12 protein-coding genes are annotated in these 16,315 nt (G+C 40.7%); all 12 read right to left on the minus strand.

Annotated elements, in window-relative coordinates; genetic code table 11:
* Window positions 1-150: 150 nt before the first annotated feature.
* Entirely contained in the window at window positions 151-2,481 is a 2,331-nt protein-coding gene (locus N475_RS18490) for an efflux RND transporter permease subunit (RefSeq protein WP_063355992.1), read from the minus strand.
* Window positions 2,481-3,473: a YCF48-related protein gene (locus N475_RS18495; protein WP_063356007.1), complete on the minus strand. Its 993-nt coding sequence runs from the start codon at window positions 3,471-3,473 to the stop codon at window positions 2,481-2,483. The genes N475_RS18490 and N475_RS18495 overlap by 1 nt, the downstream gene beginning before the upstream one ends.
* A gap of 123 nt (window positions 3,474-3,596) precedes the next feature.
* A complete protein-coding gene (locus N475_RS18500) occupies window positions 3,597-4,964 on the minus strand; it encodes a DUF1329 domain-containing protein (RefSeq protein WP_063355993.1) in 1,368 nt (455 codons plus the stop codon).
* Between the two features lie 11 nt (window positions 4,965-4,975).
* Window positions 4,976-7,093 carry a DUF1302 domain-containing protein gene (locus tag N475_RS18505; RefSeq protein WP_063365767.1) on the minus strand — a complete coding sequence of 706 codons (2,118 nt, stop codon included), beginning with the start codon at window positions 7,091-7,093 and terminating at the stop codon, window positions 4,976-4,978.
* 237 nt (window positions 7,094-7,330) lie between these two features.
* Window positions 7,331-7,552, minus strand: a complete 222-nt coding sequence (locus N475_RS18510; RefSeq protein WP_063355995.1) for a DUF2835 domain-containing protein — start codon at window positions 7,550-7,552, stop codon at window positions 7,331-7,333.
* A complete protein-coding gene (pepN, locus tag N475_RS18515) occupies window positions 7,553-10,141 on the minus strand; it encodes an aminopeptidase N (protein ID WP_063365768.1) in 2,589 nt (862 codons plus the stop codon).
* Between the two features lie 245 nt (window positions 10,142-10,386).
* Window positions 10,387-11,835: a Na+/H+ antiporter NhaC gene (gene nhaC / locus N475_RS18520; protein WP_063365769.1), complete on the minus strand. Its 1,449-nt coding sequence runs from the start codon at window positions 11,833-11,835 to the stop codon at window positions 10,387-10,389.
* Between the two features lie 296 nt (window positions 11,836-12,131).
* On the minus strand, window positions 12,132-14,165 hold the full coding sequence (gene prc, locus N475_RS18525; protein WP_063365770.1) for a carboxy terminal-processing peptidase: 2,034 nt from the start codon (window positions 14,163-14,165) through the stop codon (window positions 12,132-12,134).
* 10 nt (window positions 14,166-14,175) lie between these two features.
* Window positions 14,176-14,832 (minus strand): RNA chaperone ProQ, encoded by a 657-nt coding sequence (gene proQ, locus N475_RS18530; protein ID WP_063355999.1) that lies wholly within the window; start codon window positions 14,830-14,832, stop codon window positions 14,176-14,178.
* 12 nt (window positions 14,833-14,844) lie between these two features.
* Window positions 14,845-15,123: a hypothetical protein gene (locus N475_RS18535; protein ID WP_063356000.1), complete on the minus strand. Its 279-nt coding sequence runs from the start codon at window positions 15,121-15,123 to the stop codon at window positions 14,845-14,847.
* Window positions 15,124-15,582, minus strand: a complete 459-nt coding sequence (locus tag N475_RS18540) for a GAF domain-containing protein (protein ID WP_063365771.1) — start codon at window positions 15,580-15,582, stop codon at window positions 15,124-15,126.
* Window positions 15,583-15,709: 127 nt separating this feature from the next.
* The gene (locus tag N475_RS18545) at window positions 15,710-16,081 is read right to left on the minus strand and encodes a hypothetical protein (protein WP_063365772.1); all 372 of its coding nucleotides are present in this window, start codon (window positions 16,079-16,081) and stop codon (window positions 15,710-15,712) included.
* Window positions 16,082-16,315 lie beyond the last annotated feature (234 nt).

Below are 16,315 nucleotides of genomic sequence, written 5' to 3' on the forward strand. Positions count from 1 at the left end.
AATTATTAGCGTGGAGTCCAGAGGATTTTAACCTTTCTGGCGCTAATAAAAAGCTTTTTTGACAAAAACATTTGAGGCTTTTCAGCCAGTTGGTCATATATTCACAAATTGTAGATATAAATGGCCAATTAAGGCCATTTAAGAGCACAATTATTCACACTTTTTTTTCTGGTCTGGCCAGATAAAAGTCCCTATCGCAGGTAATAACAGTACAGCACCCAGCATATTCACAAGGAACATGAAGGTAAGCAAGATACCCATATCAACTTGGAACTTTAATGCAGAGAAAATCCAAGTACTCACACCAATCGCTAACGTAATCCCCGTGAACAAAACAGCACTGCCCCGCTCAGCTAAAGCATTACGATATGCACTGCTTAATGGCACCCCTTGTTTCAACTGGTTCATCATTGAAGACAAGATATATATACCGTAGTCAACCCCAATTCCCACACCCAGTGCAATTACAGGTAACGTTGATACTGTTAAGCCAATTTCCAATTTCACCATCAGTGCTTGAGCCAAAGTTGACACAATATACAATGGCAATACTACAGCTATGGTTGCTCTGATACTTCTAAAGCTAATTAAGCACAAAATGATCACTGCTCCATAAACATAGATCATCATTGGCAATTGTGCAGCGGCTACTGATTCATTGGTTGCAGCCATTACGCCAATCGGGCCCGATGCTAGCTCGAAACTGACTCTATCTGTCCCCTCTTCTTTGGCGAATAGTTTAATCTGTGCAACAACGTGGTCTATCGTTTCTGCTTTGTGGTCATCCATGAAAATGATAATTGGCATTACAGAACAGTCGCCATTTAACAGACCCGTACTTGTTTCAACACGTGAAGTTGCTTGAACAAGAGAGGCGCCATTTCTTGGTAATGTTTGCCACTTTAGGTTACCTTCGTTGTACCCTGCATTAACAGCTTGCGCCACCGAACTCAGGGACACTGCTGACTGCACTCCATCTAAGTTTTCAACACGCCACTGGAAACGACTAATTCGATCCATTGTATCGTGCTCCGTACAGGCGGCGGGATAAGCCTCGACTAGCACTTTTAAAATGTCTGACGATATTTCATAGCGGTCAGAGATCAAGAATGTGTCTAGGTTGTATCTCGCATCTTGATGTAGTGCGGGTGCACCAGCATGCAGGTCCCCTATTCGCATATCTTTAGACTGCCAATAGCCGAATGCAAATAGTGCCGCAGAAGTGATGAGGATCAACGCAGCATAGCGCTTGTCAGTCGCAAGTACTAAGCTCTCTCTCAGGTTGGTAAATACATTATTCGCTGATGATGCACCGTCATCAACACGGCTTATTTTTGAAGAGGTATAATAAGAAGCCAAAACTGGGAGTAAGATTAAGTTAGTAAAGATAATGACAGCGACACCTAAACTCGCCGTGATTGCAAGCTCTCGAATAATACCTATGTCTATCGCTAGCAATGTCATAAAACCAATCGTATCAGAAAGCAATGCAATCCCGCCTGGAATTAGCAGTGCTTTGAAGCTAGCTTCCGCCGCCACTTTGCTGCTTACACCTTCAGAGACTTTCTTGCCAATGGCATTAATCATTTGTACACCATGGCTCACGCCAATAGCAAAGACCAAGAAAGGCACCAAAATTGACATTGGGTCAAGACCAAAACCCAAAACAGATAGCAAACCTAACTGCCAAACTACTGCTATTAACGAACATGCAATTGGCAACAGAGTAAGTTTAAAACTCTTACAGAATAGCCAAACCATTATGAAGGTAAACAATATTGCTATTGCAAAGAACAGCACAACATCTTTCGCACCATCAGCAATATCACCGGCCATTTTTGCAAAACCGATGATATGAATAGAGACTTTATCTGTACTCAGTGGCTCACGGATTTCTGATTCAAGTTTTTTAGCAAATGCCAAAGTATCTAGCTTCTCCTGCGTCTGAGGATCCGTCTCCATCAACTGAGCTGACACCATCGCACAAGAATAGTCACTGGCAATCATTCGCCCAACAACTTTTGCCTTTTCAATATTTTGCTTTACAACCGCGAGACCCGTTTCATCCGCTGTAAAGTTTGCAGGGATAATTGGACCGCCAGCAAAACCGTCTTCAACCACTTCTACAAATCGAGCACTTGGCGCAAAAATCGAATTTACCAAAGGTCTATTAACGCCAGGTATAAAATAGAGTTGATCATGCACCGCTTTTAACTGTGTGAAAAACTCGGGGTTGAATATGTCACCATCGGCATCACAGACAGAAATTAGGATGCTATTCGCTCCCCCAAACTGCTTTTCGTGCTTCAGGTATACCTTCATGTAATCGTGATTTAGTGGAATATTTTTATTAAACGACGCGTCCAGCTGAATTTGAGTCGATTTAAAGCCTAACAGTACAGTTGTCAGTGCAAATAGCGCAATCATCACAAAGCGATGACGAAATACAACGTAAACAAGTTGATTTAGAATTGACTGCATTAGTGATCAACCTCGACTATCTGGATACCCTGCTCTGTTGCGAGCACTAATTTATTGTCATGAACTACGCCAGCCATGATGGATTTACCATTTTGTAACTGTGTTGTCGTCACTTTGTCATCTTCAACTGTGAAAATAAAACCACTGTTAGCTAACATCAGTTGTTTATTTTTATAGTTTACAATGCTGTTGATCGTCGCTGCTTTTTCAACTGCGATTTTGGAAAATTGGTCATTGCTTAGTGTCGAAGAAAATGCATTTCCTCTCAAGCCAGCAACAAGAAGACGGTCATTGTGTTTGCTAACTGCGAAAAAAGAGCCTGAGTAAAATTCTTCAAAACGTCGCCATGTCGCACCTAAGTCCTCGCTGACAGCAAAAAGGCCCATTTCACCTGCAAGGTAAATTGTCTCACCTGAGATGGCCATGCGATTAAAGTGAGGTAAGATAAATTGGGTTTCTTCCTCGTAAGCCAGAGGATCATCTTGTTTTAATTCTTCTAGATATTCGACATCATCTGGATGCACAAACTCATTTAAAAAGCGTTTATTCCATGTCTCTCCGCCGTTACTGGTTTGGTACATCATGCCATAGGCCCCAATTGCAAACCCTATGTTTTCATCTACAAACTCAATATCTAGACAAGGTTTTTCTACTTTTGGTAGGTATTGCTGTACCTGCCAAGTGTGGCCGCCGTCCCTAGTATTTAAAATCGATGCGTCATGACCACATGCCCACCCAACTTGGGGAGAGCTGAAGTCTACAGCCGTGAGTAAAGACTGAATTGGCACATTAGCCTGTTGCCAACTTTTACCATCTTTACTTATGACTATGCTGCCATGTTTACCTACCGCTACTATATTTTCACCGCTGTGAGTGATATCAGTTAGTAAAGTTGTTTCTGGATGCGCAACGATAAGCGCTTCGGCAGCGCCACCTACGGCTTCACTTTGCATAACGAGAACTGCAAGCGAGGTTGCAATTAACTTCTTAATCATTATGAATTCTCAAATAAAAAAGTCGTGAATGACTTGGAGGGATAAGACTGAGCAGGCTGCTGCTCAGTCTTGGTGGTATAAACTTGATAGATCAAATTAATTGATCCTGAAAGACGTTGATTAACGTCTTCCCTCGCGACGCAATGCACTTTGAGTAAACTCGTTGTCTTGGAAAGACTGTGTGAAGTCGTACATTTCTTCTTCGTTGTCTAAACCAATCGCTAGGTAACGGCGAGAGTTTAGATCATGATACACGTCTAAAGTACTCCAATGAGTTGGTACATCGTAATAGTTAATACCATGCGCCATTGCAACACGATACATTTGGTCTCTGTTGTCATAAAGATCAGCTACATGGATCTGCCAGCTATCCTCATCAATGAAGAATACGCGCTTCTTGTAAATGTGACGAGTACCTTCTTTTAAGTTGGCTTCAACAACCCATACGCGGTGTTTTTCATAACGAACATGTTCAGGATTAATATGACCAGCTTTCAAAATATCATCGTATTTAAGCGAGTCACTGTGCAACTTATAGCTGTTATAAGGAATGTACATTTCTTTTTTGCCCTTCAACGTCCAGTTGTAACGGTTTGGAGAGCCGTTAAACATGTCGAAGTCATCTGTTGTACGCAAGCTGTCAGACGCTGTTCCAGGCGCATCATATGCAACATTTGGTGCTCGACGAACACGACGCTGACCAGTGTTATATGTCCAAGCTTGACGTGGAGTCAAAATTTGATCCATTGTCTCATGTACTAGTAGAGCAGTACCTGCCAAGCGTGCTGGCTCTGTCACTTTTTGTTTAAACTTAAACAATACGTTCGATTTTTGTAACTCTTCTGGCGTTGCATTTGGATCTGAATATTTTACAAGTAGCTTTTCATCAAAGCCGATGATGTTATAAGAGCCAGATGCAGTTGGCATCGCTTGTCCACCGTTACGTGCAATAGACAACCCGCGATATCTTAGAAGGTGATTCCAAATCGCTTCAAGACCATTTTTTGGAATTGGGAAAGGAATACCAATCGCAGTATTTTTAATCCCGTTACCACCTTCAATCAACTCAGCAGTAGATGCGTATTTTTTAGTGGCGTCATATACAAATTGAGGGTAAGCCGCACTTCTACGCGTTGGGTAAACATTCATTTTAAACGTATCTGGGTACGTTTCAAATAACGCAATTTGACCTGGGCTGAGATTGTCTTTGTATTTATCTAAGTTATTTTTATCAATAGTAAAAAGAACTTTGTCATCTGCAAACGGATCAGGGTGATGCATACCAGGTTTAAAGTTTGCTGGTGGCTTTGTAATACCACCTGTCCAAGCAGGAATAGAGCCGTCAGCATTGCCAGCTATTTCTGCGCCAATTGGCGACAGGTCATTACCTAAGCGAGCAACTTCTTCCGCTGTCATTTTCGCGACAGCAATAGGCGCAGCCATTATTGTCATTATTGATGCTGCTAAAATAGTAGGTTTTCTAAACATAACGAAAGCCCTTAAATTGAGTACTTAATATTAAATGATACAAAATCACGGTCAGAGAAGGTGTTTGTCGCACCACCATCCCAGAAGGTGTTATAACCTAGGTCAAACGACCATGCATTTTGATAACTAAAGTTGAGTGTAACACCCATTGATTTACGGTCTTCAACAAATAAATACATTGGGTCTGGTGTCGTACCATTCACATCGTGAGAAAATACGATACGTGGTGAAAAGTTCACACCTGAGAATAAGTTGTTATACTCACCTTTCGCGATTAAACGATAACCCCATGATGATGCTGTAGGGAATGGGTTTGTTTCAGGACCATTAGAAACCGCCTGATGGATAAGGTCGTAGTTGCGACCTTCAATACCCTCTATCGTGCCACTACGGCCTGTACCAGCAACGTTTAAACGCAACTCGTCATATGAAGGCATATCTTTGATAGTTACCGCACCTACTTCACCAACAACCGCCCAGCTATCAGCACCAAGTGATGGTCCAAATAAATGCGTAGCAGTAAACTGTGCTTGTAACGTGTCTTTCAATACATAACCTTGAGCAACCTCACCTGGGTTTACATATGCGACATCATTACCTTGGCTTAATTGAGAGAAGCCTGCAAAATCATCACGAATACCCGCTGCAGCCAATTGCTCAACCATACCAGCATATAACAATTCAACATCGTCAATTTGCAAAGGTTCATCTTGACGGTATGCAAACTCACCAGAGAATGCAGTCTCGCCAATCGCAGTATTAAAACTCAAACCGTATAGCTTAATATCTTCTGGGTAAACCAGTACTGCCTGAGTAAACGCATTAAGTTGAGTAATGTTGTCTTCAGTTACTTGATTGTTAGTAATGAACTGAATATCACTTTGAATTGCTTGTTGAGTGAAGTTCGACGCTTTACCTGAGATAAGCGGTCTGCGGCTATGATAGTTAATGTGGTAAAGCGCAATTTCAGTATCGTTAAGCTCTGGAATAAACATTCCAAGTCGAATACCGAACTGGCCGCCATCATCAGCATCTGTTTTGCCCGCATCACCCTTGCCTTTTAACGCAACGCGCGTTGGATAAGCTAGGTACATTGATGATAGCATTTGCAAAGCCTCAGCGCTTTGTAAAACATTTTGATCTGTTACATCTAGACCTTGCGCAGATAATGCGCCAATCCAATTTGCTTGCAAGCTATTCAATGCATCCGTTAAATGGTGTAGATCTACATCGGGATTAGATGTAAAGCCTAACTGTACGTTTTGTCCGTAACCATTAGAGGAAGCAAAGTCATTAGTAGAAAAATAACTACCTGAAGGTGGTAAGCGCGTTTCCTGCCACTCGTACTGATAAAATGCCTCTAGCGTAATATTCTCTGTGATACCCAATGAAGCCCAAAGCATTCCTACTGGAATAAATGCTTCTTTTAATTCAGAACCAGGCGCTCTCAATCTGTCGATATCAACAGGATTAACGTTGATACCATGAGAAATTAAAGTACTTTCACCCCAGTTAATAACTTGCTGACCTAAACGGATTGAAAGTGGATTATTACCACCGTTTAAATCAAAGTCAGCCCACACAAAAGCGTCAAGCAAACGTATGTCCGAACAAACTTGCTCTTTTGTCTCGTCGTCATCACATGGATCTACTGACTTCCCAGATACAGGGTTGCGATACGCAAAGTCACCATCTTCCATTGCAAAGTCATAGAAATACATAAAGCGAGAGAAGAAACCGTAATTGTCATGAGTAATCGCAAATTCATGAGTGCCTTTTAGCAACTGAGAAAATGTATCACCCGAGTCAAAGTTTAAGTTACCTGCATCGCCATTATTCGAGTATGCACCTGGTTGAGACCAAACTTGAGAAGAAGAGTAAAGCGTATTGCCCGTAGATGCGTTATAGCCGGTCCAGTCAAAGCGTGGATGGTTACTCTTACCTATGATGTTAAAGTCTCTGTCTTCTACACGAATGCTCTGACCATATGAAAATGTTGAGTCGAATGTTATTTCAAAATCACCGACTTGAAAGTTGGCAGCGTGCACTGGCATACCAACTGTTCCAAAAATGGCTGCTCCAAGCCCAAGCATAATCTTGTTCTTAGTAAAGCGCGCTTTTTTTATCATTATTTCTCCCCCTTGTGGCGGGTAAATCTAATCAAGTTATTGTTTTTTGTTGTCGTAACGATAGAAGCGAAAATTGAAAATTACAAATTTTACGCGTTCGTTCGGTGCATTTTTAACTTTTTAGCCCGTCTTTTAACCTTGGTAAGACGTCTTACCAGAATAGTTATAACACGTAATTTAAGTTTAAAACAAACCGAATTAACAAAAATAGTTTATCTCACAACGACATTGTGTATGCTAATTGACCTTTTCTAGAGCAATAAAACGATTATTTTCGTCTAATTGCAGTCTAAATCGGCCACTTACTCCAATGGCTGATACAAATCGTCTTATATGTTCAGCAGGAAAACGGATTCGCTTTCCTCCATCTTCAACAACCTGTATTGATTCTATGCCACCTTCGTAATAGGCTAAGCACTGTTCGTGGGTTAGCCGTAAAAAAAAGTAATATTCTTGCATCTATAAATTCAGTGCTTTATCGATTTTTTCGAATAGATCATCACTCAAGTTTTCAATACGCGAAAGCCTTTCTAATTGAGCTCTCATTAAACTTTGTCTCTGCTCATCAAACCGTTTGAATGATAAAAATGGCGTGATAATTCTAGAGGCATTTTGAGGGTTCGGTTGATTTAACTCACTAATCAGATCTGCCAACAGCTTATAACCCGTTCCATCCTCACGATGAAATTGTTTTGGATTCGCTCTAGCAAATGTACCCACTAATGCTCTGACACGATTAGGGTTCGATTTATCAAAGCAAGGATGATCAAACAGTGACAAAATTGTATCGATACATGTGTCTGATTTATTAGACGCTTGTAACGCGAACCATTTATCCATTACCAATAGGTCGTGATTCCACTGCTTATCAAAGTTACTCATAAGTTCATCAGCAAGATTGTGATTGGCATTAATTGCACTTCTCAACGCACCTAGCTTATAAGTCATATTGGTAGAGTCTGCTTGTTTGCCAAGCGCTTCAGAAACATCTTCATCTATCAGGGCCAGATAGTACAAACTTTTGTTTTTCAATGCCCTAATCGCGACATCACCTGCACTGATGCTACCACTATCTTGTGTCCCAAAGTAAAACGCAGTTAAATGAACTTTTAGTATCTGTGCGATTTGGAGCTCTAGGCTGTCAATGGCTTTGCAGAGTGCCTCAACTGGCACCTGTTCATAACTTGCTGACAACGAGTCAAAGTTTGGAACTGTTATATACTCAGCTAAAATAGCCAAGTCTTCGGGCTTATTCTCAAATAGATTTTTCAACACTTCTGACAAATCAGAAGAGATTTCAAATTTATCAGCACCAGATTCAACATGTGCTCTAATTTGCTGCGTATAAAGCTGCTGAAGAGCTTCCCAACGTACGTAGTCGCTAGACGCAAACTTTGATATGTGGCACAACTGAGTAGTTGTGTAGTCGAATTCTAGTGTGCAAGGCGCTGAGAAGTCCTCAAGTAGTACTGGTATCGGCGCTTCATTAATTTGCTCAAACACAAAACGTTGCTTAACATCTTTAAGCTCAATTACGCGACCATCACGCATTTCTGGGTGCGTAACTTCAACTCGCTCTCCGTCCGCGTCAAGTAGCTCAATTGCAATTGGTATATGCAGAGGTAATTGAACAGGATCCTGTGCAGCGTGCAATTGCTCAATCTCAATTTGAAATTGCTTCTGGTCGACATTATATTGCGTTGTGACCTTAAGCTTTGGTGTACCAGATTGGCTATACCACAATTTGAACTGGCTTAAATCAGTGCCTGTCGCATCCGCCATAGCATTGACAAAGTCATCGCAAGTTACAGCTTGTCCATCATGGCGATCGAAATACAGCTGCATACCTTTTTGAAAGCCTTGCTCACCCAGTAGAGTATGCATCATGCGAATAACTTCAGCGCCTTTATTGTATACGGTCACAGTATAGAAATTATTCATTTCTATTACTTTTTCAGGGCGAATAGGATGCGCCATTGGACCTGCGTCTTCTGCAAATTGGTGGGTTTTTATCGCATTCACTGCATCAATACGATTTAACGCTCTCGAACCCAAATCACTACTGAATTCCTGATCTCTAAATACCGTCAGTCCCTCTTTTAAACTAAGCTGGAACCAATCTCGACAAGTTACTCGATTACCAGTCCAATTGTGAAAATACTCATGGCCAACTATAGACTCAATGATGTGGTAGTCTCTGTCCGTTGCAGTTTCTTGATTCGCTAATACACAAGCACTGTTAAATACATTTAAGCCTTTATTCTCCATTGCGCCCATATTGAAAAAGTCAACAGCAACAATCATGTATATATCAAGGTCATACTCAAGATCAAACCGCTCTTCATCCCATTTCATCGCCTTTTTGAGTGATTCCATTGCATGAGGCGCTTTTGATAGGTTGCCTTTGTCTACGAAAATTTGTAGTTTGACATCTCTGCCACTTTTAGTTTTAAAGCCGTCTTCAAGTAAATCAAACTCGCCAGCAACAAGTGCAAATAGATAAGAAGGCTTTTTGAAAGGATCTTCCCAAGTTACAAAATGCTTGCCATTTTCAAGTTGTCCGCTGTCTACCTTATTACCGTTTGACAATAAATATGGAAGACTACTATCACCAATCACAGTAACTGTGTATGTGGCTAATACATCCGGCCTGTCAAAAAAGTAGGTGATTTTTCTGAAGCCTTCGGCTTCGCATTGCGTACAATACGCGCCATCGGAGAGGTATAGCCCTTCAAGAGAAGTGTTTAACTCAGGAGCAATCTCCGTTTGAACCTCTAACTCAAATGTATCTGGGATATCATTGATCTTAAGCTGTGTATCCGTTACTTGGTAGTCGGTATGAACTTCACCATTAACCTTTAGAGAAAGTAGCTTTAGCTCCACTCCATCAAGCACTACAGTACTTGTTTGGTTTTTTGCAGTTAAACGATAGTTGGCAGTAACAACCGTCTTTTGAGGAGACAAATCAAACTTCAAGTCGATATGATCAACTTGGTGGCTTGGCGGTTGGTAATCTTTCAAAAATTTTGCTTGTGGTTTATGCGTCATTTAAATTCCTTCATAACATCAGCAGACTTAGGCGAAGTAATTTCAGTCCCACATCTGTTCAACTAGGTTGAAACCCGTTTACGCCGAAGAGCTGCAAACCCTGAGACCAGATATTGCTACTTAATTATATTATTGGACAGGATTTAGTAATTTTAAATTAGGGTTGAGTTGCATGTAAACAAGTTTAGACCACTTAAGTAACGGTTTAAACTAAAAAAATACCCCACCGAAGTGGGGCTTTTAATTTACTCTTGCTCTTTTGGTTTTAGGCGTAATACTTTGACACCTAAGTAGCCATATATAATCGCCAAGAGCGGATTTATTAAATTGAAAAATGCGTAAACCGCATAGTCAAGAGGGTTAATAAGCAACACACTCTGCATGTAAGCACCGCAAGTGTTCCAAGGAATAAGTGGACTAGTAATTGTGCCACCGTCTTCGAGTGTACGTGACAAGTTGACACTTTGTAGGCCACGCTTTTTGTACTCTTCTTTAAACATTCTGCCCGGTACGACAATAGCAATATATTGATCAGCGGCGACTAAGTTAGTTCCAAAACACGTTGCAATTGTTGAAGCGATTAGAGAACCTGTACTTTTTGCTATTTTGAGGATACTACGCACAAAGACTTCTAATAGGCCTGTTTTTTCCATAATCGCACCAAACATTAATGCGGTCATGATCAACCATGTTGTAGTCAACATACTGGACATACCACCACCACTGAGGAGGTCATCCATTTTTGCATCTCCAGTTTGAACACTGAAACCGTCAAAAAAGGTTGCCCAAATGAGTTTGAACTGTCCAACTAATTGACCTTGACTATCGTCCAGCTGACTTGCAATTAGATCGCCCTGGTATAATAGGGCCCACACAGCTCCTACAACTGCTCCAATAGAAATTGCAGGAAATGCCGGCATTTTTTTAATAGCTAGCCCTAGAAGTATGGCAAGTGGTACCAACATAAAGATGTTAATGTTGAAATTGTTTTGCAAGATAGCGCTTATCGCATCGATTTTACCCGCGTCACTTGCTACGTCAGCATTAAAACCCATCACGATAAAAATAATCAGTGCAATTACAAAGCTTGGTACGGTAGTCCAAAGCATATGCTGAATATGGTCAAATAAATCACTGCCTGCCACAGCTGGGGCTAAATTCGTAGTTTCCGAAAGTGGACTTAGTTTGTCGCCAAAATATGCTCCTGAAATAACAGCACCGGCTGTAACGACAGGATCTAGCCCTAAGCCATTGGCAACGCCAAGTAAAGCAACACCTATGGTAGCGGCCGTTGTCCAAGAACTCCCTATGCTCATTGCAACTATGCCACATATCAAACAACTAGCAGCATAAAACCAAGATGGATTGATAATTTGCAAACCGTAATAAATCAGTGTTGGTACTGTCCCTGACAACAACCAGGTCCCGATAAGTGCACCAACCATGAGTAAGATCAAGATTGCACCCAATGATATCGTGATACCTTTGATCATCGCCTCTTCGAGCGTTTTCCAAGTAAAACCATTTTTAAGGCCAATAAGTGCTGCTGTGAAAGTAGCGAATAGCAGTGCAATCTGGTTTGGACCTGACGAAGAGCTATCGCCATATAAGTACACCGCGGCACCGAGTAAACTAACTAATACGATAATTGGTATGAATGCATCCCATGAAGATGCCGTTTTTGGTTGTTTCAAATCACTGTACCCCTCGCACTCTAAGCAGGTGCGTATTATTATTCGACTAGGTGCAGAGCACGATTCTTATACCAATCCGGTTTAACAATACTCATGGTTACGCGATAAACTCTAACCAGTTACCGCTATGCAGCAATTGATTTCGAAACGCGAAATTTGGTCCCAATTATTAATACGGATTGATAAAACTAGTCAATGTTGTCTTGTTGCGACTGGCGATGATAACAAATTTGTACACACTAGTAACGAAAAAAGGCGCCTAAGCGCCCTTTTAGTATTGCAAAAATTTGCAGTTATTATTTGATATTGTTTTTAACCAATCTACCGTAGTTAATCACATCTTGTGTAATGAGTGCAGCCTCTTCTAAGTATGGGTCTAGATCTGAAATCACATCTGGCACATCATCCAGCGATTCAATCTTTTCTAAGCCTAGTCGCGCTAATCTCTCGTTCGTTCTGTCTAAAGAACGCGCATCTCTTTCTTCGCGCTCTTTTTTGCGCTCTGCTTCTACAAGTGAAATAGAGACTTCATTCTCTTGTTCTTTATATCGCGCAATATCGCTCATCACATACGCAAATTCAGGTTCTGATTTAACACGCTTCGCATGCATCTCATTCAAATAATTAATTTTAGGCGCTAAATCCTCTACTGCTCTATATTGCGCCTTAACAATACTATCCCATGGCAAAGCATTATCTTCTTGGCTTTCACCCCAATCTTCAGGATTAATAAATGAAGGTAATAGAATATCTGGGATCACACCTTTATTTTGCGTGCTTCCACCATCAATTCGATAAAATTTGGCAATAGTATAAGTGATACTGCCTATTGGGTTGTCAAACAAATCGTAGGTCTTTCTGAGGCCTCGGTGTTGCTGAACAGTACCTTTACCAAAAGTTTGTTCACCAATTACGACACCCCTTCCGTAATCTTGCATCGCAGCTGCGAATATCTCAGATGCAGAGGCGCTGTAACGGTCGACTAAAACAGTTAACGGACCATCGTAATAGGTTACGCCGTCTAGGTCCTTCAAAATATCCACTCGATTGTTTGCTGTGTGGATCTGTACAACGGGGCCTTTATCGATAAACAATCCAGTTAGATTTCTTGCCTCGTGTAACGAACCTCCGCCATTTTGGCGCAAGTCTACAATAATGCCGTCGACTTTTTCAGCTTTCAGCTTTTCAATCTCTTTGAGGACATCTTTTGATAAGTTGTTGTAAAAGCTTGGTATTTCAATAACACCTATTTTACTGGTCAAAGTAGAGTAGCTCGCTTCAAATACAGAAGATTTGGCAGCGCGATCTTCAAGCCTGATCTTATCTCGAATAATCTCAACTACTTTAGGTGTTCCGTGAGAATCACTGCCCTTTAAGTACTGTAAACTTACTTTGGTACCCTTTGGGCCTTTAATTAAATCAACAACATCGTCTAAGCGCCAACCAATTACGTCAACAAACTCTTCGCCGTCTTGAGCGACACCGATAATTTTATCGTCAGCTTTGATTTTTTCTGATTTATCAGCAGGACCACCAGGTACTAAGCTGCGAATGACGGTATAGTCCTCGTCATACCCTAACACTGCACCAATGCCTTCAAGCTCTAGTTCCATATCCATCTTAAACTGCTCAGCTCTGCGCGGAGACAAATAAGATGTATGAGCTTCAATACTACGAGCAAACGCATTCATTACAATTTGAAATGCGTCTTCACTGTTCGTCTGAACTAATCGTTTTTGCGCATTTTTATAACGTTTAGTTAAAACTTCTTTTATTCCTGCCCAATCTTTACCTGTTAGCTTCAGTCTAAGTGCATCAGACTTAACTCTTTGTCTCCAAAACTCATCTAACTCGGCTTGGGTCTTAGCGAAGCTTGCTTCTTCGCGATCGAAGTAAAATTCGTCTGGTTTGTCGAATTTCATTTCACTATCAAGTAATGAAATTGCATATTCAAAACGTTCAAATCGTCTCTTCATGCTTTCATTAAACATTTCAAAGGCAAAGTTCAACTTACCACTGACGAGTGCCTCGTCAAACTTTGCCTTATGACGCTCAAACGCATCGACTTCTGACTGTAAAAACAGTGATTTATTGTAATCAATATTTTCAACAAATCGGTCAAATATTTCTTCAGAAAGAGTCTCATTTAGTTTGAAACGCTTGTAGTGTTCACGAGTAAATTTACTTGTCACTCTCTTTGTAGCGGTTGCGTGCTGTATTTCAGGTTTAAGCACAGGTATATCTTTATCTGTTACAGCTCCATTTGATGCCAAACAAGCGCTGGAAACAAACAGTGCAACTGCCCCGATGAGTGGTAAATTCTTACTCATACACTACTCCTTATAAAATAAATAGGCTATCTGCCTTAGTCTTAACCTGCATACCAGTAACAAGCTCAACGTGTACTTCGTCTTTATTTACTTCAGTAATCGTTGCGTTTACTAGCGCTTGGCCAAGTTTAACTTTAACTTTGTTATTTACCTTGACCTCATTTGCAGGAAGAGGTTCAACTTTTCCTGAACTTCTACGTTGTTGTTGAGGTGCAGGCTTTTTATTATTGTTAACTTTAGCCTTTTTATTTGCATGTCGAGGGTGACCTGGACCTTTTGATTTGTAAGATTTTGTGTCACCGTCATTGCGAGGTCTTTGCTGCTTCTTGCGCTTAGCCATTTTAGCACGGCTTTCTTCAAGAGCTTTTTGAGCATGCTCAACATGTTCTTGTTCTACTTTTTCAGCTTGAGCACCTTCTAAATCCACGCGGAATTCATTCTTGGTCACAGCTTCTAAGTAACGCCAGCTTGAAGTATATTTTCTCAAAGCTTGCCTTACTTGAGTTTTACTGACCTTCTCAGAGCCTTCTATCTTCTCAGCAATATCTTTGAAGATACCGACTTTAAGCGGCTTAATTCCATCCTTTTGTTTGAAACACTGAGGAAACTCAGAGTATAAAAACTCCAATACCTCATTAATATCTTTTAGCTTGTTTGTGGTTTCCATGTCTAAACCTATTTAAATACTCTCATCTAATGATGAATTTATGTAGTGTGTAACCCAGTCTAAGAGTTCATCTAACTCAGTATCTATGAGTGCCATATCACCGCGTAGATGTTCCCAAATACCATTAATAATGTGGTCGATTTGCTCACTTCCAAGATCTTCTGGTAATTTTTCCCACGCAAAATGGATCAACTCATTAAGCGTTTCTGCAACTTGCTCTTCATCACCTTCCCAGTCGCCGACGTCGAAAGTAGAAAACAGGTAGTCTTGTACATTAAGCATATCTTTCATTTAAAGTGTTTCCTCGAAGCTTTTCACAATGGCCTCGAGCCCCATTTTATCTTGTTCATCAAACCTTGCCAAACTCGGGCTATCTATGTCTAGAACCGCAAAAATTTTTCCTTGTTTGTACACCGGAATTACGATTTCTGAATTCGAAGCCGCATCACATGCGATGTGACCTTCGAAAGCGTGTACGTCTTTTACAAGTTGAGTTTTCAATTCGGAAGCTGCTGTACCGCACACCCCCTTACCAACAGGAATACGAATACAAGCTGGATTGCCTTGAAAAGGACCAAGGACAAGTTCTTGTTCTGTGTCCATTAGGTAAAAACCAGCCCAATTGATGTCATCCATATTAGTGAATAAAAGTGCACTCAAATTAGCCATATTGGCAATAAAGTTACTTTCACCGTCAATCAATCCTTGGGCCTGTTGATTTAACAAATCATAAAATTTTTGCTTTTGCATTCTTGATACTGAACATTCTTACATATAAGGAGTAAAGGTACTCTTTCACGCTAACAAATGAAACCTTTTACTATGAAAAAGTAAGAATTTGCGATTAATCAGCAGTTATCTGTACAATTAACGCACATTAAGAAGCACTATGTCTTCTTAAACTGTATAAAAACAGGGCTGCGCCTAAAGAGCACATAATTGAATTGGCAATAATAATTGGCCCGCCGCTCACCGAAAATAAGTAAGTCAATACGGCTCCACCAATCATTGCTGTTGTCATAACGGCTGAATAGGTCACTTTATTCCGCTTATATAAGAAATGGTATGTTGGCAATACACAAACAGCCATTGAAATACCTACTATATGAGCGTTTGCTATTGCGGTAGTCAGTAACTGCCAAAATAACTCTCCATCACCATATACAAATACGAAGTACATGCCCAAAAGACTTCCGACAATAACTGGGGAAAGCATTGAGACCCCTATCGCTGTAGCCACATTCTTCATTTCAAACACCTTACAAAATTAAGTCATGATTAAGTTTTTGAGCAAAGTAGTTTTGGGTCAATGAGACTTTAGTCGCTCTAAGCACAATAACGTTATAAATAGTCATAGGTGATCTCAGGCCATGGCTGTAGTAATGCGCAAATTAGCTTTGTATTTTTTAACGATATAGCGAACAAAGAAAAGGCCAAGCTATATTCTAGCTTGGCCTTTAATATGGCGGAGAGATAGGGATTT

The sequence above is a fragment of the Pseudoalteromonas luteoviolacea DSM 6061 genome (assembly GCF_001625655.1).
GTDB lineage: Bacteria > Pseudomonadota > Gammaproteobacteria > Enterobacterales > Alteromonadaceae > Pseudoalteromonas > Pseudoalteromonas luteoviolacea.

What these genes read in the sequence shown, in the direction of transcription:
- N475_RS18490 (WP_063355992.1), bottom strand. Translation starts at nt 2,481, where the DNA reads ATGCAGTCAATTCTAAATCAACTTGTTTACGTTGTATTTCGTCATCGC.
- N475_RS18500 (WP_063355993.1), bottom strand. Translation starts at nt 4,964, where the DNA reads ATGTTTAGAAAACCTACTATTTTAGCAGCATCAATAATGACAATAATG.
- N475_RS18505 (WP_063365767.1), bottom strand. Translation starts at nt 7,093, where the DNA reads ATGATAAAAAAAGCGCGCTTTACTAAGAACAAGATTATGCTTGGGCTT.
- N475_RS18510 (WP_063355995.1), bottom strand. Translation starts at nt 7,552, where the DNA reads ATGCAAGAATATTACTTTTTTTTACGGCTAACCCACGAACAGTGCTTA.
- pepN (WP_063365768.1), bottom strand. Translation starts at nt 10,141, where the DNA reads ATGACGCATAAACCACAAGCAAAATTTTTGAAAGATTACCAACCGCCA.
- prc (WP_063365770.1), bottom strand. Translation starts at nt 14,165, where the DNA reads ATGAGTAAGAATTTACCACTCATCGGGGCAGTTGCACTGTTTGTTTCC.
- proQ (WP_063355999.1), bottom strand. Translation starts at nt 14,832, where the DNA reads ATGGAAACCACAAACAAGCTAAAAGATATTAATGAGGTATTGGAGTTT.
- N475_RS18535 (WP_063356000.1), bottom strand. Translation starts at nt 15,123, where the DNA reads ATGAAAGATATGCTTAATGTACAAGACTACCTGTTTTCTACTTTCGAC.
- N475_RS18540 (WP_063365771.1), bottom strand. Translation starts at nt 15,582, where the DNA reads ATGCAAAAGCAAAAATTTTATGATTTGTTAAATCAACAGGCCCAAGGA.
- N475_RS18545 (WP_063365772.1), bottom strand. Translation starts at nt 16,081, where the DNA reads ATGAAGAATGTGGCTACAGCGATAGGGGTCTCAATGCTTTCCCCAGTT.